General features: G+C 60.2%; 25 protein-coding genes and 1 pseudogene. 11 read left to right on the top strand and 15 right to left on the bottom strand.

What is annotated here, in order from left to right; genetic code table 11:
- Positions 1–7: 7 nt before the first annotated feature.
- The 5 genes from B5527_RS30440 to B5527_RS30420 are packed head-to-tail and all read left to right on the top strand — an operon-like array spanning position 8 to position 4,828.
- Entirely contained in the window at positions 8–1,123 is a 1,116-nt protein-coding gene (locus B5527_RS30440) for an ABC transporter ATP-binding protein (RefSeq protein ID WP_079604807.1), read from the top strand.
- The gene (locus tag B5527_RS30435) at positions 1,123–2,229 is read left to right on the top strand and encodes an amidohydrolase family protein (RefSeq protein WP_079604806.1); all 1,107 of its coding nucleotides are present in this window, start codon (positions 1,123–1,125) and stop codon (positions 2,227–2,229) included. The genes B5527_RS30440 and B5527_RS30435 overlap by 1 nt, the downstream gene beginning before the upstream one ends.
- Positions 2,226–3,338, top strand: coding sequence for an amidohydrolase family protein (locus B5527_RS30430; RefSeq protein ID WP_079604805.1), 1,113 nt, complete (start codon positions 2,226–2,228; stop codon positions 3,336–3,338). The genes B5527_RS30435 and B5527_RS30430 overlap by 4 nt, the downstream gene beginning before the upstream one ends.
- Positions 3,335–3,748, top strand: coding sequence for a Rieske (2Fe-2S) protein (locus B5527_RS30425; protein WP_079604804.1), 414 nt, complete (start codon positions 3,335–3,337; stop codon positions 3,746–3,748). Before B5527_RS30430 ends, B5527_RS30425 begins: the two co-directional genes overlap by 4 nt.
- A 27-nt stretch (positions 3,749–3,775) precedes the next feature.
- Positions 3,776–4,828 carry an extracellular solute-binding protein gene (locus B5527_RS30420; protein WP_079604803.1) on the top strand — a complete coding sequence of 351 codons (1,053 nt, stop codon included), beginning with the start codon at positions 3,776–3,778 and terminating at the stop codon, positions 4,826–4,828.
- A gap of 199 nt (positions 4,829–5,027) precedes the next feature.
- Here B5527_RS30420 and B5527_RS30415 read toward each other — a convergent pair whose 3' ends face one another.
- The 13 genes and pseudogenes from B5527_RS30415 to B5527_RS30350 form a co-directional block, all read right to left on the bottom strand.
- Complete coding sequence (locus B5527_RS30415) at positions 5,028–5,471, bottom strand: hypothetical protein (protein ID WP_154072617.1); 444 nt, start codon at positions 5,469–5,471, stop codon at positions 5,028–5,030.
- A gap of 194 nt (positions 5,472–5,665) precedes the next feature.
- Positions 5,666–6,637, bottom strand: coding sequence for an HlyD family secretion protein (locus B5527_RS30410; protein ID WP_079607628.1), 972 nt, complete (start codon positions 6,635–6,637; stop codon positions 5,666–5,668).
- A gap of 9 nt (positions 6,638–6,646) precedes the next feature.
- Entirely contained in the window at positions 6,647–6,850 is a 204-nt protein-coding gene (locus tag B5527_RS30405) for a DUF1656 domain-containing protein (protein ID WP_079604801.1), read from the bottom strand.
- A complete protein-coding gene (locus B5527_RS30400; protein ID WP_079604800.1) occupies positions 6,847–8,895 on the bottom strand; it encodes an FUSC family protein in 2,049 nt (682 codons plus the stop codon). Before B5527_RS30400 ends, B5527_RS30405 begins: the two co-directional genes overlap by 4 nt.
- Before the next feature lie 179 nt (positions 8,896–9,074).
- Positions 9,075–10,811: a ubiquinone-dependent pyruvate dehydrogenase gene (gene poxB, locus B5527_RS30395; protein WP_079604799.1), complete on the bottom strand. Its 1,737-nt coding sequence runs from the start codon at positions 10,809–10,811 to the stop codon at positions 9,075–9,077.
- A 108-nt stretch (positions 10,812–10,919) separates the two neighbouring features.
- Positions 10,920–12,317, bottom strand: a complete 1,398-nt coding sequence (locus B5527_RS30390) for an NAD(P)/FAD-dependent oxidoreductase (RefSeq protein WP_079604798.1) — start codon at positions 12,315–12,317, stop codon at positions 10,920–10,922.
- A complete protein-coding gene (locus tag B5527_RS30385; protein WP_079604797.1) occupies positions 12,314–13,966 on the bottom strand; it encodes an NAD-dependent malic enzyme in 1,653 nt (550 codons plus the stop codon). Before B5527_RS30385 ends, B5527_RS30390 begins: the two co-directional genes overlap by 4 nt.
- 65 nt (positions 13,967–14,031) lie before the next feature.
- Positions 14,032–14,154 (bottom strand): annotated as a pseudogene (locus tag B5527_RS30380) (succinate dehydrogenase iron-sulfur subunit); the annotation flags it as partial.
- A 61-nt stretch (positions 14,155–14,215) separates the two neighbouring features.
- Entirely contained in the window at positions 14,216–15,754 is a 1,539-nt protein-coding gene (gene mqo, locus B5527_RS30375; protein ID WP_079604795.1) for a malate dehydrogenase (quinone), read from the bottom strand.
- A 67-nt stretch (positions 15,755–15,821) separates the two neighbouring features.
- Positions 15,822–16,226 carry a hypothetical protein gene (locus B5527_RS30370; protein WP_079604794.1) on the bottom strand — a complete coding sequence of 135 codons (405 nt, stop codon included), beginning with the start codon at positions 16,224–16,226 and terminating at the stop codon, positions 15,822–15,824.
- Positions 16,227–16,271: 45 nt separating this feature from the next.
- The gene (locus B5527_RS30365) at positions 16,272–16,661 is read right to left on the bottom strand and encodes a hypothetical protein (RefSeq protein WP_079604793.1); all 390 of its coding nucleotides are present in this window, start codon (positions 16,659–16,661) and stop codon (positions 16,272–16,274) included.
- A 12-nt stretch (positions 16,662–16,673) separates the two neighbouring features.
- Positions 16,674–18,113: a class II fumarate hydratase gene (gene fumC, locus B5527_RS30360; RefSeq protein WP_079604792.1), complete on the bottom strand. Its 1,440-nt coding sequence runs from the start codon at positions 18,111–18,113 to the stop codon at positions 16,674–16,676.
- Between the two features lie 421 nt (positions 18,114–18,534).
- A complete protein-coding gene (locus B5527_RS30350) occupies positions 18,535–19,311 on the bottom strand; it encodes a winged helix-turn-helix domain-containing protein (RefSeq protein ID WP_154072616.1) in 777 nt (258 codons plus the stop codon).
- 471 nt (positions 19,312–19,782) lie between these two features.
- Here B5527_RS30350 and B5527_RS30345 point away from each other — a divergent pair, with 471 nt between their 5' ends.
- Complete coding sequence (locus B5527_RS30345; protein ID WP_079604789.1) at positions 19,783–19,947, top strand: septal ring lytic transglycosylase RlpA family protein; 165 nt, start codon at positions 19,783–19,785, stop codon at positions 19,945–19,947.
- Positions 19,948–20,810: 863 nt separating this feature from the next.
- Here the strand turns inward: B5527_RS30345 and B5527_RS30335 are convergent.
- Both B5527_RS30335 and B5527_RS30330 read right to left on the bottom strand, forming a co-directional pair.
- Entirely contained in the window at positions 20,811–21,044 is a 234-nt protein-coding gene (locus B5527_RS30335; protein ID WP_079604787.1) for a hypothetical protein, read from the bottom strand.
- A 296-nt stretch (positions 21,045–21,340) separates the two neighbouring features.
- On the bottom strand, positions 21,341–21,625 hold the full coding sequence (locus tag B5527_RS30330) for a hypothetical protein (protein WP_245332324.1): 285 nt from the start codon (positions 21,623–21,625) through the stop codon (positions 21,341–21,343).
- Between the two features lie 717 nt (positions 21,626–22,342).
- On the opposite strand from B5527_RS30330, the gene B5527_RS30325 reads away from it, so the two are divergent.
- The 5 genes from B5527_RS30325 to B5527_RS30305 all read left to right on the top strand — a co-directional run bounded on the left by B5527_RS30325 (position 22,343) and on the right by B5527_RS30305 (position 25,226).
- Positions 22,343–22,558 carry a DUF2061 domain-containing protein gene (locus B5527_RS30325; protein ID WP_079604785.1) on the top strand — a complete coding sequence of 72 codons (216 nt, stop codon included), beginning with the start codon at positions 22,343–22,345 and terminating at the stop codon, positions 22,556–22,558.
- A 149-nt stretch (positions 22,559–22,707) separates the two neighbouring features.
- Entirely contained in the window at positions 22,708–23,040 is a 333-nt protein-coding gene (locus B5527_RS30320; RefSeq protein WP_079604784.1) for a hypothetical protein, read from the top strand.
- Positions 23,041–23,245: 205 nt separating this feature from the next.
- The gene (locus B5527_RS30315; RefSeq protein ID WP_338065048.1) at positions 23,246–23,443 is read left to right on the top strand and encodes a hypothetical protein; all 198 of its coding nucleotides are present in this window, start codon (positions 23,246–23,248) and stop codon (positions 23,441–23,443) included.
- Positions 23,444–23,553: 110 nt separating this feature from the next.
- Positions 23,554–24,249, top strand: a complete 696-nt coding sequence (locus B5527_RS30310) for an urease accessory protein (protein WP_079604783.1) — start codon at positions 23,554–23,556, stop codon at positions 24,247–24,249.
- A gap of 134 nt (positions 24,250–24,383) precedes the next feature.
- On the top strand, positions 24,384–25,226 hold the full coding sequence (locus B5527_RS30305; RefSeq protein WP_079604782.1) for an AraC family transcriptional regulator: 843 nt from the start codon (positions 24,384–24,386) through the stop codon (positions 25,224–25,226).
- The last annotated feature ends 19 nt before the right edge of the window (positions 25,227–25,245 follow it).

Raw genomic sequence — 25,245 nt, 5'->3', positions numbered from 1 at the left:
GAGTCTTATGTCTAACGTTGTCCTTGAAAAGGTCAGTCGGCGGTTCGGCGATTTCGCCGCCGTCAGCGACGTCGACCTGCGTGTCAGCGAGGGCGAGTTCGTCACGCTGCTTGGGCCGTCGGGATGCGGCAAGACCACGACGTTGCGCATGGTGGCGGGCCTCGAGCAGAATACCGGCGGCCGGATCAGTATCGGCAACGAACTCGTCAGCGATGCAGCCTCGCGCGTTTTCGTGCCGTCGGAGCGACGCCGTCTTGGCATGGTGTTCCAGTCTTACGCGATCTGGCCGCATATGACAGTGTTCGAAAACGTCGCCTATCCCTTGCGCGTGCGCCGGCGGTCAGCTGCCGACGTCCGCGATCTCGTATTGAAGGCGCTGCGCCTGGTCGAAATGGAGCGGTTCGCCGAGCGCCCCGCGCCGGCGCTGTCGGGCGGCCAGCAACAGCGCGTCGCTATCGCACGCGCGCTGGTGTTCGAGCCGAAGGTACTTCTGCTCGACGAGCCCTTGAGCAATCTTGACGCCAAGCTGCGCCTGCAAATGGGCGACGAGTTTCGCGCGATCCAGCGACGGCTCGGTATGACCACGCTCTATGTCACACACGACCAGTCGGAAGCGATGGCGCTTTCCGACCGTGTGGTCGTGATGGATCAGGGCCGGATTCAGCAGATTGGGGCGCCAGAGGATATTTACCGTTACCCCGCTAACCGGACGGTGGCGGGTTTTTTCGGTACCCCGAATCTGCTCACCGCCAATGTAGAGGCTTGCGCGCGCATCGATGGCGGCAAGGTACGGCTCGACGTGGTCGGACGCGGTTGGCGCGGGCGCTGCGAGGCCGCGACCGAGGTCGCGGCGGGGAGGGCCGTCACGGTGATGGTGCGGCCCGAAGACATCAGCATTGCGCCTGCCGTCGCCAGTTCCGATGACGGCGGCCTGCGCTGGTCCGGGCGGATCGCACACACGATTTTCCGCGGTCCGACGCGGTCGATCTTTGTGGAAACGGAGGAGGGCCGACTTAACGTCGATGCGCCCGCGTTCGGCGGCTATGCCGTGGGTGACAACGTAACCGTGGCCGTTCCGCAGAGCGCGGCATGGGCCGTGGTGGATCAAGGGGAGGCCCACTGATGAAACTTCCTTTTCGCGGAGCCGTCGATTGCGACATTCATCCCGCCGCGCCTCCGATGCCGGCGCTGCTTCCTTACATGAACGACTACTGGAGCGATCAGCTTCACAACCGGTACGTCGATCGTATGGGCTTCGCCATGACGAGCAACAATCCGTTGCTGCCGATCCACGGCCGTCCCGATTGGAAGCCGAAAGGCGGCGTGCCCGGCTCGGACACGGCGATGCTCCGGAGCCAGGCGCTCGACGCCTTCGGAACCGATTACGCCATCTGCAACATCATCCATGGCGCCGTCGTGTTGTTCAACGGCGATATGGCGTCGGCCATTCTCAGTGCTTTCAACGACTGGGTCGCCAGGGAATTGCTTCCGACCGACCGCAGGCTTCGCGGCTCCATCGTCGTGTCGTTGCAGGATCCGAAACTCGCGGTCGCCGAGATCGAGCGGTTGGCGGGCAATCCCGATTTCGTCCAGATCCTGTTGCCATCGCTCGGCGAGATGCCGATCGGACGCAGGATTTATTGGCCGGTCTTTGAGGCCGCCACCCGCGCCGGTCTCCCGATTTGCCTGCATGCCGGCGGCCTTTACCGACAGGCGCCAATGGGAAGCGGCTGGCCGTCTTATTTCGTCGAGGATTATGTCACGCAATCCACCGGCTTCGAGGGCGCGTTGGTCAGCTTGCTGGCCGAGGGCGTATTCCAGAAATTTCCCGACCTCACCTTCGTGCTGGCTGAAACCGGCGCGACATGGCTGCCGCCGTTCCTGTGGCGGCAGGACAAGATGTGGCTCGGCGTGCGCACCGAATTACCCTGGATCGATCGCATCCCGCGCGAAATCATCTGCGAGCGCGTCCGGCTGACGCTGCAGCCCTTCGACGCTCCGTCGGATCCAACGCTCGTAGAGCGCGTCCTCGACCACTTCGGCACGGACGAGATATTGCTGTTCTCGACCGATTATCCGCATTGGCATTTCGACGGTGAGGACGTCGTTCCCGACGGCTTTTCGCCGGAACTCATTCGCAAGATCGCGATCGACAATCCTTACGCGACCTATCGCCGACTTCAGAAGCCGCACATCGCAACCCCCGCTGCATCGGAGCTTTCCACATGAACCAGGACCTCCTTGAACGCACTACCGCGCGCTCTGCCGCGACCCGCACCTACATCGTCGATTGCGACGTGCATGTTACCGCGCGATCCGCGGTCGATCTTTATCCGTGGCTGCCGGCGCGCTGGCGCCAGCATGTCGAGGCGATCGGACCGCATGTCCGCGGTGGCCTCTACAACCAGGAACCGCATCCGCGCATGATGGCGCGTGGCATGCGGGCCGACGCCTATCCGGAAGACGGCGGCCCGCCCGGTTGTTCGCTTTCCCTGCTGCAGACCCAGCATCTTGATCCGAACGGAATCGAGTTCGGCATGCTGATCGCGCTCGGGCGCGGCATCTTCGAAGAGCGCAACCAGCATTTCGCGGAGGCATTATCGACCGCGATCAACGATTGGCAAGTCGAGAGGTGGGTGGACCAGGATCGCAGGTTGGTCGCCGCGATCATCGTGCCGCAGGAGGATGCGGAATTCGCTGCCGCAGAAATCGAGCGCCGCGCGCATGACACGAGGTTCAGGCAGATTTTGCTTTCTCCCAAGGCGCAGGAGCCTCTGGGGCGCAAGCGATACTGGCCGATCTATGCCGCGGCCGAGCGCGCCGGGCTTCCGGTCGCGTTTCACCCAGCGGCGATGGGTGGAGGACATCCGTCCGCCGGCGCCGGATGGCCGACCTATTACCTGGAGGAGCACAACACCTTCGGGACCATTATGCAGGGCGTTTTAACCAGCATGATCTTCGAAGGCGTATTCGAACGCTTTCCAAATCTGAAGGTGGTTTCGGTGGAGGGCGGCTTCACCTGGGCGCCGTCTCTAAGCTGGCGTATGGACAAGCACTGGTCGCGGTTCCGTGCGGAGGTGCCGCACATGCCGAAGCCGCCGTCGGAATATCTGCGCCGCAATGTATGGTTCACGACCCAGCCGATGGAGGAGACGCGCAAGCAGGCGCAATTGCGCGACGTGATCGATTGGCTGGGCTGGGATCGGCTGATGTTTTCCAGCGACTACCCGCATTGGGATTTTGACGATCCACGCTACGCCTTCAAGATCCAGCTGTCCGACGAGGAGCGAAGGAAGGTGTTCAGCGGCAATGCCAAGGAACTTTACGGCTTGCCATGAACCGTCATGTGGTGGGGAGAACCCTGGAGATCCCGCCGGGTTCGCACAAGATTGTCGAAGTGTCCGGACGCCAGATCGGCGTGTTCAACGTCAATGGTGAATTCTTTGCCTTGCTGAACCGTTGTCCGCATGGCGGCGCGGAGCTCTGCAAGGGTGCGGTGGTCGGACTGGTTCAGCCGCAGGGCGTTGGCGAATACGCCATCGCGCGGAAGGGCGAATTCATCCGGTGTCCGTTCCATGGCTGGGAGTTCGAAATCAAGACAGGACAATCCTATTGCGCGCCGGACCGGCTCAAGGTCCGCAGCTTTGATGTCGCCGTGCAAAGCGGTGATCAACTGGTAAAAGGTCCTTACGTCGCCGAAAGCTACGAGGTCCAGGTCGAGGACGACTATGTCGTCGTGACCGTCTGAACGAACAAAAGCTCAAAAGGAGGAATAATGATCGCGCTTCATGTCGGGCCGTCTCTAGCCGTTATGCGGCGGGCGCTCGTTGCTTTATCCATCGGTTTTGCAATGTTATGCGCGAGCGGCCCGTCATCCGCCGAGGTGGCGGATTGGGACAAGGTCGTCGCCGCCGCGAAGGCCGAAGGGGGGCTCGTTCTCTACACGGCGCTTTTGGGCGCTCCCTCCACCAAAGCGATTGCCAAGGCCTTCGAAGCGAAATACGGCATTCCGGTGCAAGTGCTGGAGGCGCGTGCCAGTGAATTGCGCGAGCGCATACGCACCGAACAATCCGCCGGGCGCTACCTCGGCGACGTCATGTTCAATTCTGAAAATCAGGTCATCATTCTCAGCGCCGAGGACAAGTCCGTCGTTCCACATGAGCCGGTACCCAATGCGGCCGGGCTGATGGAGCCGTTCCGGGACGATGGCCTCAAGTCGCCCGTCATGACCATCAATTACGGACTGTTGGTCAACAATCGGCTGGTGCCGGCGGGAGAGGAGCCGAAGAGCTGGAGCGACCTGACAGATCCGAAGTGGAAGGGCAAGATTTTGTCCGACGATATGCGGGCGGTCGGGGGCGGCTATGTCATGTTTTTCGTGACCGAGGAAAAGCTGGGGAAAGCCTATCACGAGGCTTTGGCGACACAGGGCATCCAGTTCACGCGCGAAATGCGTGAAGCGGGACGTCGCGTCGCGCGGGGAGAAATGGCCATCTACACGCCGTTCATTCTCAGTGACATTCTGAATCTCAAGGGCTTGCCGGTTCGCGCAGTCGTGCCGGCGGAAGGCGCACCTTACGTTCTCTATGCGACTGCGGCCATGAAGGGTGCGCCGCATCCGAACGCCGCGCGCCTCTATATCGATTTCGCGATGTCCGACGAGGTTCAGCAGATATTCGCGCAGGACGGATTTGGCATCGTGCGTCGTGGGGTTCTCGAGAAGGTCACGCCGGAGGCGCGGGCTATCGCCGCAGTGAAATTGATGGGCGGCTCCGATCCGGTGCGGCAGAATGAAATGCTGGATCTGGCGCGCAGCATTTACAAATGATTGGAATGGGAAATTTCTTTTATGGCCCTATTAGCAGCTCGTGGCAAACCAAAGCTTGAACTGCATAGGTTTTCATACTGATAGCAACGTCATGAAATGGAGTCAGTTTGCGGCTGATAGGGTTTCGCAGGAAAGCTTATCAGTCGATGACCGCTTGCGCGAAGACGTTTGACTAAAGCGTTACTCAAAATTGCAAACCTCAAAACAAAAAAGGATTGACTGAAACGACGATCTTCCCATCCGCTGTCTGTTTCACTTTGAACTCAACCTCTTTTTGCGCAGTCACATCGGCAACGGTCACATACAATAGCCCGACGCAGGTAACCTCTTGTGCTGCTTTATTTCTTGAATTCATGAGTATTGTATCGTCCAACCTATACACCGCGCTTTGTCTCGCTTTTTCCCAAATCGCCAGTTTTTCAGCTTCCGATTTCGTATCGCTCACCAATGCCGCGACCGAACTGGAATTTTTGACAGCGTAATTCACAAGTTTATTATTGTTATCATCCGAAACGATCTTAACCACTGAATTGCGGGCATCCAGAGAACCACACTCGGGTCCCGTGCCTCCACAACTGCTCAATACAAGCGATGCAGAAAAACACCATAAAACGAACGACTGTTCCCTCCCAAGCAGCTTCATCGGAATGCTCGCGATATCTCCCGACACCCACTACGACAACGCCGCTTTTGGCTTGCCTTTGTTCTTTGTAAGGGTACCGGCAATTTCGGCTTTTGGACGACCGGTGTCGGGATCTTGGGCCGGCGCTGCAGCTATTCCGCATTGAGTTCGAGCGCCTCGAACTGGCGACTCCATTTGGTGGGCGGATCGCGGAGCTAATGGTGAGAGACCGGTTGAGGATCGATCTGCACGGTACCGGTCATGCCGGCCACGAGGCGGACGCCATCCGGTACCTGATCGATGTGGATGCGTACCGGCACACGCTGCGCAAGGCGGACCCACGTGAAGATCGGATTTACCGAAGCGAGCCCTGCGGAGTCCGGCTGGGCGTTCGGGATGTTGATGCCACGAGCGACGCCGCCGACGTGGCCGTGAACGACCTGTTTGTAGCCCATCAGTTTGACGGTCGCCGGGTCGCCCTCAGAGATCCTGCCGAGACCGGTTTCCTCGAAGTAGCCATCGATCCAGAAGGAATCGGTGTCGACGACGGAGATCAGCTTTTGACCGACGGTAGCGTAGTCGCCGAGCTGCGCCAGCAAATTGGTTACATATCCGTTCACCGGAGAATGGATCACGGTCCGGCTGAGATCGAGCTGCGCCTTGGCGATGGCGGCCTTGTCCAAAGCCACGACCCCTTCCGATTGATGCAGCGTGCTCGTGGTTTGCTGGTAGACCTCCGTCGAGGCCCAGCCCTCTTTCGCAAGCCGGGTTTGCCGGTCCTGGTTCGTGCGGGCATAATCGAGCGCGGCGCCATCGCGCTGCGCCTGGGCCTGGGCTTGCTCGAGCGCGATCCGATAGTCGGCGGGATCGATTTCGAACAGTTCGTCACCTTTGTGCACGAACTGGTTGTCCGCGACTGGCAGTTTGACGATACGTCCGGCCACCTCGGGCGCCATCGTGACGACATAGGCCCGCACGGTGCCGTCGCGTGTCCAGGGCGCGCTCATGTAGGTCTGCCATGCTGCCCAGGCGAGGAAGGCCGCAACTGCGACCGTCCCCAGCGTGATCAGTATCGGAGCGATGCGGATGCGCGACTTGACGTTGTCGAGGTCGCTCGCCACCCGACGCGGGACATCGCTTTCATGGCTTTGCCTGGCGTGGTCCGATTTCAGTTCAACGCTCGACATCGGCATACCTCAACGTGCGATAATAAGGACGATGGACGAGAGGATGATCATGTAGGAAGCGAACACGAATAGCGCCGGGTGCCAGACGTGACGCAGCAAACCGAAATGGTCCGCCGCACGCCGCAACGCGATCAGAACAAGCCACGCCGCCACCATCATCAGCGAGATCGGTGCGACATAGACTCCGAACAGATCAACTTCGACAAATCTCATCGCGACGCCTCCGAATTGAAATAGGCCGCATGCTGGGAAAGCGCCTCCGATATCGCAAGAATGCTGGCGCGCGCCCGGAGTCTGACCGGGGCTCCCCGCCCGGATAGAACCGCCAGCCGTTGGTCGAGAAAGGCAAGACGTTCGGCCGCGGCCGAGCCGTTACCTTGCGCCAGGGCATCGAGCGCCGCACCGAGCTCAACATCCTGATCGAAGCGGTGCGCTACACGGCGCAGCCGGATGATTTCGGTCCCGACCCAAAGTGCCGCCATGAGCTGTGCACGCTGCAACGGCTCGGCCTGTTCCGGCAGTGCCAGGAGACGGCTATATACCCGGCCTTGCCATTCATTTGCCGTCCGCGGGATCGGCCCCCTCGTCACGCGACGCAAGTCGCGTAGTGTGAGCGCCAGGAGCCGACGGCTTCGCAGCGCCGGCGATAGCGGCGGCAGCAAGCGGAATGCGAGCGCAGCCACGCCCACACCTGCGACAATTGCCAACGCCGTGTTATAGAATTTCTGAGTGTCGTAGCTCATCTGGTTCGTCGGAGCGAGCATCGGGAGGAAGTTCGCTGTCAGGGCGACGAAAATTACCGTCTGCCAAGGCTGAGCCATCAACGCGCCGGCCGGCACCAGCACAAGGCCAATCGCGAGGCTGAAGCCGGCAAAGGTCTCCACGCCGGGCAGCACCGCGAATTCGATGATCGCTGCGAAAACGGCGCACAGGACGGCTCCGACCATGAAGCTCACCACGGTGGCGTACGCTTGATCGCCCCTCTGCGCGAACAGCATAACGGCGATCGTAGCGAAGACAAGGGCCTGCGGGCCACTCGGCCATTCGGTCACGATCCAAAAGAGCTCGAGCGCACCAATCGTAACGAAAGCGCGCGCCCCATCCAGGAGAGAAGGAAGCAAGTCGGGCACATAGAGCCGGGCGGACGGAGATCGAGGAATCCGTCGGCCGGGATCGGCCAGCAGCAACACTCCATCGAATGTCCGCCGAATGCCAATCAGAGCGCTGGCTGTCCGATCGGCGAGCAATCGGAGTGAAGGCGTGCGGTTCGGCAAAACTGTCAAAGCCCGCGCCGCCGCCGCGCATGCTCGACGCACGCCGGATGGATCGATTGCCCAGTTTTTTGCCTCGCCTTCCGTCGCCGAACGCAGCTGTTGTGGAATGTTGCCAAGCACAATGTCGGCCTCGCGCCGGCCCTGGTTACTCGGCAACCGCTCGAGGTGAACGGCCACCATGCGCCAACCGGACAGAGCCGCGATCAGGCCACCCGCTGCCGCCTGCAAAGTCGACGAGTTAAGGCGCAGGTCAGAGCTTTCCCCAAGCGCCTGGTCGATGACGGGATCCAGCGCGATGAGACGCCGGACAAGCTCGCGACGAACCGGACGCGTCTCCGACAGTTCCTGTCCGGCAAGTAAAAACGTGCCGACAAGCCTTCGGGCGATTTCAGCCGAAAGCTCGGCGAACTGGATCGCCAGCCGTCGCCGCGCACCACCGAAGTCGGTCCCGGCGAGAACGACGCCCGCGCAGACGATGCCGATGCAGATTTCGCTGGCGCGGGTGACGGCGAGCATGAACACGTCGCTGCTCGCGCCTCCGGTCGCGCCGAGTTCGTCGCTTGCGATGATCGCGGCGGTAAAGCCGGCGAGTGCTGCCGAGTAGGCCGCGAAGTTACGCAGCAACGTGACCATGACGCCGCACGCTCCGCCCCAGACCGCCAGCCCAAGCAGAAAGCCAAGTGCGTTTTGCGGAAACCACGCCGTCAGCACCACGATGGCCACTGCGCCGGCCGCTGTGCCGATCATGCGGAACCAGCCCTTGCGCAGTGAGGCGCCAAGGCTCGGCTGACAGACGATCGCGGCGGACGTGCCGGCCCAGGACGGGTTGTCAAGCTGAAGCCAGAACGCGATGTAGAGAGCAAGGCAGACCGCCGCCCAAAGGCGCAAGCCGAAGAGCAGCGCCGGAGTCGCCGAGCGCAATGCGGCCGCCACCGATTGGTAGGCCCGAGGCGGATCCGCGGTCCAAAGTCCAGCCCGGCTCATGAGCCCCGGCCTCCCTCGAGATTAGCAGTCATCCTATCGCAACCGCGAGCAGAACGGGCTTTTGCAGGCAAAGCCACGGACCTGAGCCGATTACCGCCTTGCATGTCGCCACCGGGCCGCAACCAATGGCGTAGCCCACGATCGCCGGCCAGGTGCGTATCGCCCGAACTCTCCCGGCCTCAAGCCCACAGGTTCGATCGGGCGAGATCGACGAGATCGTCGCCGCGACCATTGAACACGGCTTTTACCATGTAAAGCGTGAAGCCCTTGGCCATTTCGACAGTAATGGCAGGCGGGATAGGAAGCACCGTCCGGCTCACCACCGCGTCGACCAGCACCGGCCCGTCATGGGCGAGCGCGGTAGCGATACCCTCCTCGACATCGGCCGGATCCTCCAGCCGGATCCCGCGAATGCCGCAGGCTTCGGCCATGGCGGCAAAGTTCGGATTCTTGAACTCGGTACCGAAGTCGAGAAAGCCCGAGGATTTTTGCTCGATTTCGATGAAGCCGAGGGCGCTGTTGTTGAACACCACGATCTTCGCCGGCAGGCCGAGCTGCGCCAGGCTGAGAAAGTCACCCATCAGCATGGTAAAGCCACCGTCACCCGACAGCGAGATCACCTGCCGTCCTGGAAACGCCGTCTGTGCACCAATCGCGTGCGACATCGCATTGGCCATAGAGCCATGCCAGAACGATCCGATTAGTCGCCGCTTGCCGTTCATCGCGAGATAGCGAGCCGCCCACACCGTCGGCAGACCGACGTCGCAGGTGAAGATGGCGTCCTGCGACGCTTGATCGCTGATCGCTTTGGCAACCTGCTGCGGGTGGATCGGTTTACGGCCGGGTTTGTTGACCGCAAGCCCATCGAGATCCTTGCGCGCCTTGCGGTAATGCGCCGTCGCCCGGTCGAGATGGGTACGATCGCGCGTCTCCTTGATGAGCGGCAACACCGTTTCAATGGTCGCACGAACGTCGCCGGTCACGCCGAGATCGACCGGCGCGCGGCGGCCGATCTGTTCGGGCCGGACGTCCACCTGTGCGATGCGAACGCCCGCACCACGCGGATAGAACTGGCGATAAGGAAAATCGGTGCCGAGCATCAACAGGATGTCGCAATCAAGCATGGCGTAATAGCCTGACGAGAAGCCAATCAGCCCGGTCATCCCGACGTCAAACGGATTGTCCCATTCGACGTGCTCCTTGCCTCGGAACGCGTGCACGATGGGAGCTTTCAGGCGATCCGCGAGCGCGAGGACATGGTCATGCGCGCCCTGACATCCCGAGCCGCACAGCATGGTCACCCGGCCGTCGCTGTTGAGGAGCGCCGCGAGCCGCTCGACATCGGCGCGGGCCGGCATCGCAACGACTTGGCTGGGCAGCAGGCCCGCTGCCTTCGGCGGCGGCGCCTCCGCGGCGGGCAGAAGGGCTACGTCGCCCGGAATGACCACGACCGAAACGCCGCGACTACCTACCGCCTGTCGGATCGCGATCTCCAGAACGCGCGGCATCTGGTTGGCCCCTGAGATCAGCTCACAATAGTGACTGCACTCCTTGAACAGGTTCTCCGGATGGGTTTCCTGGAAATATCCGGCGCCGAGTTCGGCCGACGGTACCTGCGCTGCAATGGCAAGCACCGGTAACCGCGACCTCTGACAATCGAACAGGCCATTGATGAGGTGCAGATTGCCCGGTCCACAGCTCCCGGCGCAAACCGCAAGCTCGCCCGTCACGTGCGCTTCGCCACCGGCCGCGAAAGCCGCGACCTCTTCGTGCCGCATATGCTTCCATTCGATCTTGCCCTGGCGGCGGATCGCATCGGTCAAACCGTTCAGGCTGTCGCCAACGATGCCATAGATCCGTTTGACGCCGGCGGCAGCAAGGATTTCCGCAAATTGATCAGCGACTGTCTTGGCCATAATGATCTCCTATGCGCGAGCCCGGGAGCTCCTTCGTGTCTTTAGGGAAGAGCCGCTGGCGAGTGATCCTGCTTGCCGGTATTCGAAGTTTCGCATCTCTCAGGCCGTTCAATGCAGTTTCACTGGCGGGTCAATTCGGTGCGCCAGAGCGCGGGAGATGAATGACAGTACAGCCCGCCTGGTGCCGCCGAGCGCCTGCTCGTGCATAAGGCGAAGCGAGCGATACATGGTCCGGGCAAACAGGCCTTCGACGAAGAAGCTGCGGCCGGACAGGAATCCCATCAGGTTGCCGACTGTACTCCATTTTCCCAGCGATACCAGCGAGCCGAAGTCACGATAGGTATATGGCTGCAAGGGTTTGTCGCGCAGCCGACGCTGGATCTGACGAACCAGGTGCGATGCTTCCTGGTGCGCGGCCTGCGCGCGAGGCGGCACCGGCACGGATGTGCCTGGACGCGGACAGGCGGCGCAATCGCCGATCGCGAAAACGTCGGGATCTCGCGTCGTCTGGAGGGTCGATTCGACGACGAGTTGATTGATGCGATTGGTCTCCAGCCCATCGAGCCCGCCCAATACTTCCGGCGCTTTAACGCCGGCTGCCCACACGACCAGCTCAGAATCTATGAAGGAGCCGTCGGCGAGCTTCACTCCATTGGCCGATACCTCCGTCACCCGGGCGCTGGCGCGAACCTCGACGCCCATCTTATCGAGCAAGCGCTGGGTCGCATCCGAGATGCGTTCCGGCAAGCCAGGGAGAATGCGGGGTGCACCCTCGATCAAGACGATCCGGACGTCACGCTCAGGGTTGATATGGTCAAGCCCGTAACTAACGACCTCGCGCATCGTCCGATGGAGCTCGGCAGCCAATTCCGTGCCGGTCGCACCGGCACCGACGATCGCGACGTGAAGCTGGCCTGGTCGCACAGGCTCGGTCTGTGTTTGCGCGCGCAGGCACGCGTTGACCACACGGCGGTTGAAGCGCTCTGCCTGCGCCGGCGTCTCCAGCGGTACTGCATATTTGGCAACGCCCGGCGTTCCGAAATCGTTGGTAACGCTGCCGATTGCGATTACCAACGTATCGTACCCGATCGAGCGTTCCGGCGTGATCTGGCGTCCCTCGCCGTCGAGCGCGGCACCGAGGCGCACCTCTTTCTTGACGCGGTCCAGACCGATCATCTCGCCTAAGCAATAGTGAAACCCGTGCCAGTGCGCCTGCGCAAGATAACTCAACTCATATTCGCCGGGATTCAGGCTTCCCGCTGCCACGGCGTACAACAACGGTTTCCAGAGATGGGTCCGGGCGCATTCGACCAAGGTGACAGACGCCCGGGAGCGCCGGCCCAAGCGGTCGCCCAACCGGGTGACAAGTTCGAGCCCCGCGGCACCGCCGCCTACCACCACGATACGATGCAACTTTTCTTGGTCGGGGTCCTGATCCACGCGCGATGCCAGCAGGTCTTTTCGTTTGACGGGAGCGTTGCGTTCGCGACGCAGAACCTCGCTCATTCGGCCGCCTCCGCATAGACGGGCCGATACACCCGCGAGCGGATCAGCCCCCCGATATCCTCCGGCCGTTCCACCCGTGCGAGACCTTGGTCAAAAATGAAGGTTGCGACCCGTTCGGCGACGTGGAGCGACACGTCGAGAATGCGGCTCTGCGGCGGGTAGATCAGTCCCACGGCGAGGTTCTCTTCAGTGACCTCCTCGGCGACCGCTTCCGCCGCAACGATGAACATCTCTTCCGTCACCCGGGTCGCTTCGGTGGCAAACACCGCCATGCCCATGGCAGGGAAGATGTAGACATTGTTGCCCTGGCCGGGCACGAAACGGCGGCCGGCGATCTCGACCGGCGGGAACGGACTGCCGCTGGCGAAAACGGCGCGGCCGTCGGACCAGCTGTAGGCCTCTTCGGCCGTACATTCGGAGCGCGACGTCGGGTTCGAATACGGGAAGATGATCGGACGCTCGTTGATCTCCGCCATTGTCCTGATCACGTCGCGGGTGAACAGTTTTGGCACAGTGCTCACCCCAATGATGCCGGTCGGCCGCAGCACACGGATCGCCTCGACAAATGTCGAGACAGGCGGCATGTCCTTCGCGAACGGCTTCTGGAAATCCGCAAGGTCGGCGCGCGAACTCACCACGAGACCGTTGATGTCGAACAGCGAATTGCTGCTTCGGGCCGCGGCGAGGTCCACGCCCTCTCGTGCCATCGCCAGGCTGATCAGCTCCGCGATGCCGGTCGCCGCCGAGCCCGCGCCGAGGAATAGAAAGCGCTGCTCAGCAAGCTTCTTTCCGGTGAGGCGCAACGCGGCGAAGATGCCCGCCAGGGCGATGCCGGCGGTTCCCTGGATGTCGTCATTGAAGGTGCATATCTCTTCCCGATAGCGTGCAAGAATCGGGACGGCATGGAAATTGGCAAAATCTTCCCACTGGATGCAGCATTTCGGATAGAGCTGTTGCACGGCTTCGACGAACTCGTCGACAAAAGCCGTGTACTCATCCCCGCGCACCCGGTTCTGACGCAAACCGAGATACAACGGGTCGTCGAGCAGAACCTGGTTATTGGTGCCGACATCGAGAACAATTGGCAGGCAGTGTTGGGGGGGCACGCCCGCGCAGGCGGTATAGAGCGCTAGTTTGCCGATCGGAATACCCATGCCGCCGGCACCGAGGTCGCCAAGGCCGAGAATGCGCTCGCCATCAGTGACGACGATGAAGCGTATGTCCCTTTCCGGCCAATTGGATAGCAATTCCTGGAGCCGTCCGCGTGCGGTGATCGGCAGGTAGATCCCGCGCGGCTGCCGGAAAATATGCCCGAACTTCTGGCATGCCTCTCCGACCGTCGGGGTATAGACGATCGGCATGTAGGTGGCCGGGTCGGACATCAGGACCGCATAATAGAGCGTCTCGTTGCGGGACTGCAGATCGGACAGCACGAGATACTTCAGCAGATCGTCGTGCAGGTTGGCGATCTCGGCGTGCCGGCGTGCCACCTGGACGTCGATCGTCATCACTGCCGGCGGCAGAAGACCTTCGAGGTGCGCAGCGCGGCGCTCTGCCTCTGTGAAAGATGTTCCTTTATTGAGGTGCGGATTGTGCAACAGTTCATATCCGTTGGGATGACCCGATGATTCAGGGAGCGTGTTAAGCATGGTCGTTGTTTCCTGCTGTGTTGAAGGTGTTTGCGCCGCTCGCGCGAGCGGTGGTTGACGACGAATCAGCCGCGCTCTGCCATCATTTCCTTGGTCTTCGCGATCGCCTTTGCAGGGTTGAGATTTTTCGGACAGGTCTCGGTGCAGTTCATGATGGTATGGCAGCGATAGAGCCGGAACGGGTCTTCGCCGCCACCATGATCATCCCTCCGTTGAACGGCCGATCTCCGCAGGCGTCAGTGCCGCATGCTATGCGCGAGCCCGGGAACTCCTTCGCGTCTTGACGGCAGGCGGATCAATGTTCTCGACCTTGAGCAGCTGCGCCGTATCCGCGCGAACACGCCGGAGGAGTTCGGCATCCTCAATCAGCGACACGCCGTAGGATGGGATTATCTCTTTCAGTTTTGGCAGCCACGCGCTGGCCGTCAGCTGATCGGGGAAGTACTTCTCCAACACGCTGATCGCGATGAACGCTGCTGTGGAAGCGCCTGGCGAGGCTCCCAGGAGGGCAACGAGTGAACGATCCGCCGCACCGACAAGCTCGGTTCCAAACTCCAGCAAGCCTCCGCGTTTGACATCGGGCTTGATAGTCTCAACGCGCTGCCCCGCGATTTGCAGCTTCCAGTCTTCAGGCTTCGCGTTCGGGAAATACTCGTCCAGCGTGGCCAGCCGGTGACTCTCGGACTGCAGGACTTGTCCAATCAGGTATTCCGTGAGGTCGAAATTGTCGCGCGCCACCGACAGCAGCGGCTCGATGTTGGCCGGCCTGAGCGATTCGAATAAATCCATTAGCGAGCCGTGCTTCAAAAATTTGCTCGAGAAGCCGGCATAGGGACCGAATAACAGCGAGTGCTGGCCGCCGATGACCCGGGTGTCGAGATGGGGCACCGACATCGGCGGCGAGCCTATCGAGGCCTTGCCGTAGACCTTGGCATGGTGGCGCTTGTTGATCTCGGGGTCGTCGCAACGCAGCCAAATGCCGCTGACGGGAAAGCCAGCATAGCCGTGCCCCTCGGGAATGCCGGACTTCTGCAGCAGCGGCAGCGCGCCGCCGCCTGCGCCGATGAAGACGAATTTTGTCGTTACCGATCGTTTTGCGCCGCTTACGAGATCGTGTACCTCGACACGCCAGCGCCCTCCCTCCTCGCGGACGATGTGGGTGACGTGGTTCTTGTAATGCACGCTGCAGCCCGGAAGCCCGACCAGATGGTGAACCAGATGATGGGTGAGGGAGCCATAGTCTACGTCAGTACCGGTGATGATCCGCGTCGCTGCAACGGGCTGGTCGCCGGTCCGGCCCTCCATCACCAGCGGAGCCCATTCCGCGATCTTCTGCCGATTCTCGGTGTATTCCATCCCGTAATAGCAGTGGTGCGCGCTCATCGCCTTGAACCTCTTTTTGAGGAACGAGACGTTGCCGTCGTGCACAAAGCTCATATGCGGCACGGGATGGATGAACGAACGCGGATCGGCGATCGAACCTTTCTTCACAAGATAAGACCAGAACTGGCGCGACAGGTCGAACTCAACATTGACTTCCAGCGCCCTGGAGATGTCGACGCTGCCGTCGGGCCGCTCGGGCGTGTAGTTCATTTCGCAATTGGCGGCGTGTCCGGTGCCGGCGTTGTTCCAGGCTTCCGAGCTTTCGAGGCCACAATCCCCGAGCGTTTCGAACATCGTGATGGTGAGCGAGGGTTCGAGTTCTTTCAGGAAGACTCCCAGTGTGGAACTCATGATGCCCGCGCCAATGAGGACGACGTCCGGTTCGGTAGTGGAGTTATCTGGCATCGGAGTTCTCCTTCAAATTTGCAGGGTGCTATGTTTTTCCTGGCGAGTTTCTCGGCGAGCCTTTCGATCAGGCCGAGACCCCTTGCAGCTTGCGGGCGCGAAACGGCACCGCGGCTCCTGGTTGGAGGATCACGTAGGCGCGGCGCCAGGAAGAATCGTCGGTCAGTTTCCAGCTGTGTCCGCTGCCGACGGTGTCCTCGGCGAGCAGGATATTGCCGGGGTGGAGAAGGAAATGCTCACCTTCGCGGGTCTGGAAATCCAGCGTGCCGCTTAGTGTGACGACCAGTTGCCGAACCGGTGCGGTGTGCCAGGCGAAGGCGCCGCCCGATGCCGTTTCCTGGAAAGAGATGCTGGCCACGGCGAGCTTGTCGCTCAGCCAATCGCCGCGCTGACCAGGGCTGAGTTCGATAACGCCTTCCTCGAAATAAGAATTCTGGTCATCACCTGTCCATAAACGTACACATCGGATCATCTGTCTGCCTCCAGTGCGGTGCTTGATGGATTGTTTGCGCTCCTGCTAACCGGCAACGGTTGGCCGAAAGGGAACGACGGTCTTCGGATCGAGGGTCGTATAGAGACGGCACCAGGGCTGGTCGCCGACCATCTTCCAATTGTGGCCGGCTCCGCCCGTGTCCTCGGTGAACAGGACGTCGCCCGGGCGCAGCGCAAATCGCCCGTCCGGCGTCTCGAATTCCAGCGTGCCGCTCAGCGTAATGACCAACTGTCGGTCGGCGTCCGGGTGCCATCCGAGTTGCGGATCCGCATCCGTTTCGTGGAATGATGCCGAGGCAATGGGAAATTTGACGCTGAGCGCATCTCCCCTTGCTCCGGGCTCGAGATCGATGAAGCCCTCTTCGAAATGCGACTTCCGGTCGGCGCCAGTCCATAATTTGATGCATCGGATCATGGGGTGTGCTCCTCAACCGGCTGATGCGCTGGTCTTGGCGGGGTCAATTGCCTTGGCGACGTAGGGCCTGACCATCTTTGCGGGATCGACGACGCGGTCGAACTCCTGCTCGCTTACGAAGCCGAGCTTAAGCGCCGCTGCCTTGAGCGTGAGATCGTTGTCCATCGCGTAATGCGCGATCTCGGACGCTTTGTCGTAACCGATCACCGGCGCCAGCGCGGTAACGAGCATCAGGGAGCGCTCGACATACTCCTTGATCTTCTTGTCATTCGGCCGGGTCCCCTCGACGAGGAATTTACGGAAGTTTGTGCAGCCATCGGCCATGATCGTGATCGAATGCGTGATGTTGTGGATAATCAACGGCTTGTAGACGTTCATCTCGAGATAGCCGCCGGCGCCACCGAAGCCGACGGCGACGTCGTCCGCCATTACCTGGACGGCGATCATCGTCAACGCCTCGGCCTGAGTCGGATTGACCTTGCCCGGCATGATCGACGAGCCCGGCTCATTCTCGGGAATCATCAATTCGGCGAAGCCGGCGCGCGGGCCGCAGGACATCAACCGGATGTCGTTTCCTATTTTATAGAGCGAGACCGCCAGCGTGCGGAGCGTGCCGGAGAGCTGTACCAGCGCGTCATGGGCCCCTTGCACGGTGAATTTATTCGGCGCGCTAACGAAGGGCAGGCGCGTGAGCTTGGCAATCCCGGCAGCGGCTGCCTCGGCGAAATCCGGTGCGGCATTGATCCCGGTGCCGACCGCGGTGCCACCGAGGGCCAGGCGATAAACCCCCTTGAGCGCGTCGTCGATGCGTTCAAGGTCATCGGCCAGCATGCCGGCATAGCCTGACCATTCCTGTCCGAGGGTAATCGGTGTCGCATCCTGCATGTGGGTGCGGCCGATCTTGACGACGTCATCCCATTCGGCTGCCTTGGCGGCGATCGCGTCATGTAACGCCTTCACCGCGGGGATCAGGCGCTGCGTCACATTCACTGCGGCAGCGATGTACATCGCGGATGGAAAACTGTCGTTCGACGATTGCGACATGTTGACGTCATCATTGGGATGAACCGGTTTCTTGCTGCCGAGCGGCGTGCCCGCGAGTTGGGAGCACCGGTTGGAGATCACTTCGTTCACATTCATGTTGAACTGGGTGCCGCTGCCGGTCATCCAGACGTGCAGCGGGAACATGTCATGATGCTGGCCATGGAGTATTTCGTCGCAGACGTGAACGATCAGTTTGTAAGCCTGATCATCGAGCCGCTTGCTATCATGATTGGCGTTGGCCGCCGCCTTCTTCAGGATCGCATAGGCCGTGATCATCTCGCGCGGTATCAGATCCTTGCCGATACTGAAATGCTCGAGCGAACGTTGTGTCTGCGCTCCCCAGAGTTTGTCGGCGGGAACATTGACCTCGCCAAGGCTGTCCATCTCTTTGCGAATGCCGCTGGTCATGTTTTCTCCTTGAAAATCACGTCGGGCTGCCGCCGCAATAATCGGGTGCGTTCGGCTCTCAAAGGTGGCTGTTGAAGCCGAGGGCCCGACGAGGGTAGCAAGGGGACAAGGGAGAGCTATTAAATTTCTTTTTAAATTGGGTTTAAAAGCGAAATCTGCGGCGCGGAGCTTTTTGCTGAGTGGATCAGGAGGATCACGCGCCAGAAAGTGTTCTTCTGTTCGCGGCACGAAATCTCAATAGCAGCCATGGGGCCGGGCTCCCCTTGAAGCGCTGATGCTTCTTTCAGGAGAGTTACCCGCGTCGGCGATTGGTCGCTTCGTTGCATCATGCACTTGAGCAACCGGAACTCGCGCGGCCGCAGATCAATCGGATGGTCGCCACGCTTCGCAACTTGAGCGATGAGATCGAATTCCAGTGCGCCTACCCGGAGCACCGTATCGCGGCGTTTTGGCGGGAAGAGTGCGATGCGGTCGCGCTTAGAACGAATCCAGCGCCGCGCACATTGCGGATCATGGGGGTTTCATCCGGCCCGTCGACCTTGCGGCGAAGTCTGCCCATATAAACATCGACAAGATTTGTCTCTGGAACGAATTTATAGTGCCATACTTCCTTGAAGAGCGTTGCGCGCGTCAGCAACTGGTCCCTCCGTCGCATCATGCACTCGAGCAACTGGAACTCGCGCGGCTTCAGTTCGATCGGCCGGTCGCCACGCTTCGCAGTTCGATCGATGAGATCGAGCTCCAGTGATCCTACGCGCAGCACCGTTTCAATCAACCGGGCTTGCGGCGAGACCACAGGTTCTCTGCTCGGCGTCAGAGCAACTATCGCGAGCAGCTGTTGCAATGGATCGTCACTTCGCAGGGACAATCCGCGAATCCGGTCAATCACCTTCTCAAGTGCGTTCGACAGCAGCGAATGAATGTCGGTATCTTTGGCGATTAGATCGCCGTCGTCGTATTGGATCTCCGCAGACAGAGTTTTAGCGAGGCAACGAACCAGACGCGACAAGCCGTCTGCGTCGGCTAGAGGCTCCGCTGTTTCATCCCACACCGTTGGCGGCAGCGCGCCCGGAATGTAACTCTGGTGCCGCCCAAGTCTGGTCGACGAATCCAGGAAATGTATCGAGGCTGCCCCGAGCTCCGAAGTGCCTGAATCAGCGAACGTGAACTGACGTGGGCCAGTTTTGGAGTGGGCCATGCTAGACTCTCCTGATGGGGACTCTGACGCTGTTTCGAGTGTGCCCGATCGCTCCGCGTTCGAGGAAAACAAAGATGGCCTGGGTGTTGCGCGGGCTGATGTCGGAGGATGACGAAGCATTTGTAGACAACCAGTAGCGATTTGCGGTCGCTAAATCGTGTATGAAGAGATGTTGCCTACATCCACCAGTGTCACCATTTCCTAGAATCCTAGCGCAACCGACGTCGGCCGCTCTATCACGCTAGGGGTCGTTACTGTCATACTTGGAGGAAGTCACAACATATCAAGAGATGGGGAAATGCATACTTTGGCGTTACGAGTTCCTTTAGCTTCTTCCCGGTCTCGACCGAAAGTTGGACGTCAAATCCGCGGGACCAGGTAGTCACGGTCGAGTCCCTGGGGCCGGGGCAAATTGCCTCAAGAGACCAAAGGTGGGACCGTAATACCGTTGGATAATACGCTCATCCCACATTGCCGTTCGGCACTCGGTTGCGCGTGACAAACGTCGATACCGGAAGTTCCGTGACAGTTCGGGTCAATGACGGCGGTCCGTTCGTTCCCGGACAAGTTGTGGACGTTTCATATGCCGCGGCCAAAACGCTAGGAATGGTTGGAGGCGGCATTGGTCAAGCTTGACGTCGTCCAGCAGCTGAACGGAATCGATCTGGACGGGACGATCGAAAGACCGCTCTCGACCGGCCGTCGACGTCCGCAGTCGAAGTCTGGTTTGCCCGCAAGGACGGATATCCTGGGATATCCTGGTCAGATTAGAAAAGTGCCACCTTCGGACTCATGCACGGCGGCAGTAACATCTTTGCATTCGGTCACCTGTGGGCGACGAGCCGTCACGTTCCATCCACGACCTTTCGCAGGATGAGTTCCGATAGCTTAATCACAAGCCTTCGAAGCCGGGCATTCTCTTCAAGCAGCGACACAACGTCGCCCGAGTGCTCGTCGTAGGTATCTTCGTCGCAACCAGGCGGCGATCCATCAAGATGCTCTTGCGTGCTATGCGGCGGATATGCATGTCCCATGGCTAGTCCCCCAATTCCGGTAGCCGAACGCGCTCCCAGCCTTCCTATCCACGACGAGAGTGATTTGAGTCGGGGGCAAATTTTAGGCCCAAATTGGAAACGCCTTGAGAGGCGCCGCATTGACGCCGCTATCTCGGCGCGATTTCGCGCGCGTCAGCCATGAACTCTCAAATCATGCAGTGGAGGCGCAGTCTTGCGCTGGCTGTCGCGCAACCGGATTCGTCACGCTTGAACCGCCAATCGAGCAAAGAGCAAGTGGTTACAGGACCAGTCCAGACTCCGATACCGTTTCGACCGCCCGCGCGTGAATCCAGTTCGACTCGTACGTTTAATGGAACGCCAAAAGACGTTCGTCTTTCGGTTGTGAGAACTTCATGTTGTCCGGCGCGTCGATGGCTGAACGGACGCGTGCAGCGACCCATTCGAACCACGCAGGTCCCGGGCGAATTCTGCCGCCGTCTGTGGCTACTTCGTGAGCAGATGGGTCAAGTCATTCGCGCTTGAACAGCGAATTTCATCAATCTGCCGGGCTAGCATGAGCGCGCTTGTCTTTAGTGCCTCTATCTTCGAGGCGTCGGGGTGTTGCTTTTCCAGTTCCTGGATACGCTCGTTAAATGAGGCTAGCTGCCGGCGAAGGTGCTCGATCTCCGCGTCACTCGTGACCGGCCCCGCCGTCTTCCAAACTCGCTGTGCTGGCATGATGCGCTCCCCTGCTAGGTCACGCCGTCGTGAACCCAAATCGTGGCCAGAAATAGAAGCTCTCTTGGCAACGATATGACCGGCCGCGCTAGGCGAAGCAATTTTTGAAAATAAGAAATAAGACCCGACTCTCACTCAAATCGGTATTTGAGCTTGCCGCGAAACGTTGGTGAGACGTCGAGAGGACCGGTCTGTCAGATCGGGATGCAACACATTCGGATTTGGTTGAGATCGAAGGAGACGCCTTCAGGAAGAACGACGGAATAGTTCTCGCATCATTCTCTGGCTCCGCTCGATCAGTGCTGCTGAGCCTCGATCGATTCTGATCGCGCCACTCCGTCGTTGATGATCAGCATCAGGAGATATTCCTTTACGACGGTGAGGTGGAGGAGATCTTGGCGTACGAATCGTGGATTGGCGATATCGCTTCTTGCAATCGTGAAAGCTCGCGCTCCACTTGGGCAGTGGCTTGGGCCCATACCCTTTAGTCGCTTTGGCATCTGCGGCGTCACCAACTCCGCTTGCGGTGTTCCGGCTAGGATGGCCGACACGTAATTGGTGGAGAAGTTGTTGGCGTTCACGAGCAGCTCAGCAGCCTCGATCTGCCGAAGGGGAATCATCTTTCGGAGAGCATCGAGTGCCCAGCGGACTCATTCTATCCTTCAACAAGCCAACTGCCTCCTCGCACAGGCTAGCGGTCTTGTGCGGCAAGCAATGGGCCGGTCGTATGGCAGACGATACCAACGTGCTCTAGCTTCGGGACGAACCAGGCACGGTGATGTTTAGTGCTTTCTTTGCGGACCAATTACCGCCGCATTCTTGTTCGACCTTGAGTTTGGTCGGTAATCGCAGAGTGGGGACTCAGATGCGAATACTTGTTGCGGGGTACGTTCTTCTGGCGGTTGTCCAACCGTCAATTGCTCAAAGCCTTCCAGAGACAGAACAGCCGTGGGCACCTGACCATTAGGTGGTCGTGTTCGCCGACGATGGTTCGTGCGCAGTCACTATGAAGGTAGCCCGCAAGAGGGGCGCGCCTCGGATGGGCTCGCGCAAATATTTCGGCGGTCGCAATGCCTGATCGATTGGTTCGTGATGTGACGTTGGGTGGCGTCACGATCCTGACTGCGCAGAACGATGCACAAACGCATCATGCCGAGAGCTATGGTGGCAATGCCAAACATCGTTCGACAGAAAGACACCGATCAACAAGAGCCGGTTTTTGGACACCACGTCCCAAGCTTTCATGCCTGCCGAGAGCGTTTAGCGTTCACCGATGAAAGCGTGGGGATGAAACGGTAATGCTGATAAGCGGTGGCGAGACGCATCTTCGCTCCATATTCAAGGCAATCAGTTGGCGCACGCTCGGCACATTCGACACCTTCGCGATAAGTTGGTTCCTGACGGGAAAGGTCGCCGTGGCCGGTTCGATAGCTGCCCTCGAGGTGATTACCAAGGTGACTTGGTATTATTTTCATGAGCGGATATGGGCCGCAGTGATTTGGGGCCGTCGCTAGGCGGTGGAAATGGCTGCAGAATGAGCGAGCGTGAGCGTAACGTTCACTGAATCGCACGGAGGCTTTACAGCCTCTTACGACACGACCGTGACAACTTTAGATCCGCCTCGCCAAGACAAAATGTTTCCAGAACGCGAGTTTTCCGGCGCATGATAAAACGAGTTTTATTGGCGGTGCTGTTCTTCACCGCTCCATTGTGCCCTGTCTCGGCGCAGGACGCCAAGGTTTCCGTCGATATGATGGGAATCGGAGGGATGAGTTGCTCTCACTGGCGGTCCACGCAAGAGCACCGATTAGAGGGAGCCGTCTGGATCTATGGTTTCTGGACGGGGCTTAATTACGTTGCTGCGGCAAGCGATCAAAGCCAGGCGAAAATCGACGTGTCGGCAGTAGTGCCCGAAGTCGAAAAGACATGCGCTCTACAGACGTCGCAGACATTAGCCAGCGCCGTGTGGACCACTTATCTTGAGTTTAACAGATAGCGACGTCCCGAGGTCAAGCGCTGGCCGCTCGAACGGCCGGTGCAGCAGAAGTCCGCGAAATCCTCAATCAATCTCTGCAGGCCGGATCTATGGCGGTCCTCGGTTGACGCGTGGTCGAGCTGGAAACCCGCATCCTTGAAGAATGGCGCGCTGGCGGCGAAGAACCGGGCGTGGTTCGCGGGGTGGGAGATTCGCGCGCTCAACGATGGCGAGCGCATCCCCGCCGCCGGCGCCGGCCGTGCAGGTCAATACCGGAACGGGGTGCCATCTTGAAGCAGACATGGTGGCGCGGGGCCTCGCCGAGCTAAAGCCTGCACCGCCTTCTGTTGTCATGATCGAGAACGCCGCAAACCTCGTTTGCCCCGTAATATTCGACCAGGGTATTTCAGGTCTCGGCCCGTAGCGGACAGGGCCTGGAAGGCTGGTATGCTTGGCCGCGCAGCGAGATTCGCAGAAGCTGTGAGGTCGCCTTCGGGGTGAGGTTTTGTTCGTCAAAATGAAATCGAGGACTATATGTTCGGAATCCTGGGGATCGGCTTTTTGCTGGGAATGCGCCATGCGCTCGAAGCCGATCATATCGCCGCGGTGTCGAGTATTGCCGCTCGCCGGACCGGCGTTCGCGATATCGTCAAGCATGGGCTGACCTGGGGGCTTGGCCATACCCTGACGCTGTTCGCCTTCGCCGGTGCGGCGATCCTGCTGGGTCATGCGATTCCCGAACGGCTCGCGCGACCGCTGGAGACCGCCGTCGGCATCATGCTGGTCGGACTCGGCGCAAACGTATTATGGCGGTTATGGCGTGACCGCGTGCATTTTCACCGGCATCGACACGGCGACGGCACGGAGCACATCCATCTCCATAGCCACGTGAATGAAGCCGTCCCGCATCAGAAAAGCGCGCATCCGCATCAGCACGGTTTTCGCTGGCGCTCGCTGTTGGTCGGATTGATGCACGGGATGGCCGGGTCGGCCGCGCTTCTCGTCCTCGCGGTATCGCAGGTGGAAAATCCCGCGTACGGAATGTTCTACGTTCTGCTGTTCGGCATCGGTTCGATGCTTGGAATGGGCGCGTTGTCTGTCGTCATCGCGGTGCCGCTCGCAGTTTCCGCGCGATGGCTCACCTGGGCCAATCGGTGTTTGCAAGCTGTCGTCGGAGTAGTCACTCTCGCCATTGGCACCATGACGATCTACTCAACTGCCTTATCTTAAGGTAATTCAGTACTGCCAATTGGAAGCCGGAGGCCGCCCGATCAAGCCTGAAGAAGTTTCTTGATCAAGTGTTGAACGATGCTCGTATCCCGCAACGGCGCGTGAACCGGGCGTTACTATTGGGAGAGTTTGCTATGTCGACAGCTTTGCGAATTGCACATGGAGCCTTTGGCCGCGTCGCACTTCTCGATATGGACTGGTCGCTGGTGCGCCACGCCCATCCGCATTGTCACGTGCTCTTGAAGGTCGAGGGAGCGGACACCCAGTTCGTCGTCGGCGACAAGGTCTATCCGCTCACCAACGAAACCGCCGTCCTGGTGAACGGCTGGCAGCCACATTCCTATGTGCACGATCCGGACCGGCCGCGCACCGTCATTCTCGCGCTTTACGTCGAACCGGAATGGTTGATGGCGTTTCGGCCGGGCTGGGCGGCGAGTGGCGCACCGGGCTTCTTCGTCCATCCGTCCGGCGGCGTGTCCCCGCGTATTCGAGGCCTCACCATGAATCTGGCGGCCGACATGATGGCCCGCCCCGAGGCGCGCACGGCGCATGAATCGTTGCTGTCCGATCTGATGATCGCGGTGATCGAGCGCTTCACGCCCTGGCGAAGCTTCCCGGCGTCGATCAGGGAGATGAACGCGCGCTCCGGCGACTGGCGCATCCGCCGGGTTGCGGCGTCGATGCGGGCCGAAACCAGACGGGGTGCCGGACTTGATACGTTCGCCAGGGAAGCGGGACTATCGCGCGCGCATTTCTTCCGGTTGTTCGAGTCCTCGATCGGCGTGCCGCCGAAGGTCTATCTGAACGTCGTGCGCATGGAGCAGGCCGTCGACGCCGTCCTCAATCAGTCCGCGAGCGTCCGCAATATCAGCAACCAGCTCGGCTTTGCCGAACCGGCGCATTTCACGCGTTTCTTCCGCAACCACGCCGGCGTGAGCCCCCGCGAGTTCCGAAACGTATCCCGGCTTGCGAGCTGATGCTGCATTGCACAGCGCG

Source organism: Bradyrhizobium erythrophlei (genome assembly GCF_900129425.1).
GTDB lineage: Bacteria > Pseudomonadota > Alphaproteobacteria > Rhizobiales > Xanthobacteraceae > Bradyrhizobium > Bradyrhizobium erythrophlei_C.
This window is presented reverse-complemented; position numbering and strand designations above follow the sequence as displayed.

What these genes read in the sequence shown, in the direction of transcription:
- B5527_RS30385 (WP_079604797.1), bottom strand. Translation starts at nt 13,966, where the DNA reads ATGCTTAACACGCTCCCTGAATCATCGGGTCATCCCAACGGATATGAA.
- B5527_RS30335 (WP_079604787.1), bottom strand. Translation starts at nt 21,044, where the DNA reads ATGCCAGCACAGCGAGTTTGGAAGACGGCGGGGCCGGTCACGAGTGAC.
- B5527_RS30440 (WP_079604807.1), top strand. Translation starts at nt 8, where the DNA reads ATGTCTAACGTTGTCCTTGAAAAGGTCAGTCGGCGGTTCGGCGATTTC.
- B5527_RS30310 (WP_079604783.1), top strand. Translation starts at nt 23,554, where the DNA reads ATGTTCGGAATCCTGGGGATCGGCTTTTTGCTGGGAATGCGCCATGCG.
- fumC (WP_079604792.1), bottom strand. Translation starts at nt 18,113, where the DNA reads ATGACCAGCGGCATTCGCAAAGAGATGGACAGCCTTGGCGAGGTCAAT.
- B5527_RS30430 (WP_079604805.1), top strand. Translation starts at nt 2,226, where the DNA reads ATGAACCAGGACCTCCTTGAACGCACTACCGCGCGCTCTGCCGCGACC.
- B5527_RS30305 (WP_079604782.1), top strand. Translation starts at nt 24,384, where the DNA reads ATGTCGACAGCTTTGCGAATTGCACATGGAGCCTTTGGCCGCGTCGCA.
- B5527_RS30370 (WP_079604794.1), bottom strand. Translation starts at nt 16,226, where the DNA reads ATGATCCGATGTGTACGTTTATGGACAGGTGATGACCAGAATTCTTAT.
- B5527_RS30320 (WP_079604784.1), top strand. Translation starts at nt 22,708, where the DNA reads ATGATAAAACGAGTTTTATTGGCGGTGCTGTTCTTCACCGCTCCATTG.
- B5527_RS30325 (WP_079604785.1), top strand. Translation starts at nt 22,343, where the DNA reads ATGCTGATAAGCGGTGGCGAGACGCATCTTCGCTCCATATTCAAGGCA.
- poxB (WP_079604799.1), bottom strand. Translation starts at nt 10,811, where the DNA reads ATGGCCAAGACAGTCGCTGATCAATTTGCGGAAATCCTTGCTGCCGCC.
- B5527_RS30315 (WP_338065048.1), top strand. Translation starts at nt 23,246, where the DNA reads ATGGCGAGCGCATCCCCGCCGCCGGCGCCGGCCGTGCAGGTCAATACC.
- mqo (WP_079604795.1), bottom strand. Translation starts at nt 15,754, where the DNA reads ATGCCAGATAACTCCACTACCGAACCGGACGTCGTCCTCATTGGCGCG.
- B5527_RS30425 (WP_079604804.1), top strand. Translation starts at nt 3,335, where the DNA reads ATGAACCGTCATGTGGTGGGGAGAACCCTGGAGATCCCGCCGGGTTCG.
- B5527_RS30410 (WP_079607628.1), bottom strand. Translation starts at nt 6,637, where the DNA reads ATGTCGAGCGTTGAACTGAAATCGGACCACGCCAGGCAAAGCCATGAA.
- B5527_RS30435 (WP_079604806.1), top strand. Translation starts at nt 1,123, where the DNA reads ATGAAACTTCCTTTTCGCGGAGCCGTCGATTGCGACATTCATCCCGCC.
- B5527_RS30400 (WP_079604800.1), bottom strand. Translation starts at nt 8,895, where the DNA reads ATGAGCCGGGCTGGACTTTGGACCGCGGATCCGCCTCGGGCCTACCAA.
- B5527_RS30365 (WP_079604793.1), bottom strand. Translation starts at nt 16,661, where the DNA reads ATGATCCGATGCATCAAATTATGGACTGGCGCCGACCGGAAGTCGCAT.
- B5527_RS30420 (WP_079604803.1), top strand. Translation starts at nt 3,776, where the DNA reads ATGATCGCGCTTCATGTCGGGCCGTCTCTAGCCGTTATGCGGCGGGCG.
- B5527_RS30350 (WP_154072616.1), bottom strand. Translation starts at nt 19,311, where the DNA reads ATGGCCCACTCCAAAACTGGCCCACGTCAGTTCACGTTCGCTGATTCA.
- B5527_RS30390 (WP_079604798.1), bottom strand. Translation starts at nt 12,317, where the DNA reads ATGAGCGAGGTTCTGCGTCGCGAACGCAACGCTCCCGTCAAACGAAAA.
- B5527_RS30405 (WP_079604801.1), bottom strand. Translation starts at nt 6,850, where the DNA reads ATGAGATTTGTCGAAGTTGATCTGTTCGGAGTCTATGTCGCACCGATC.
- B5527_RS30415 (WP_154072617.1), bottom strand. Translation starts at nt 5,471, where the DNA reads ATGAAGCTGCTTGGGAGGGAACAGTCGTTCGTTTTATGGTGTTTTTCT.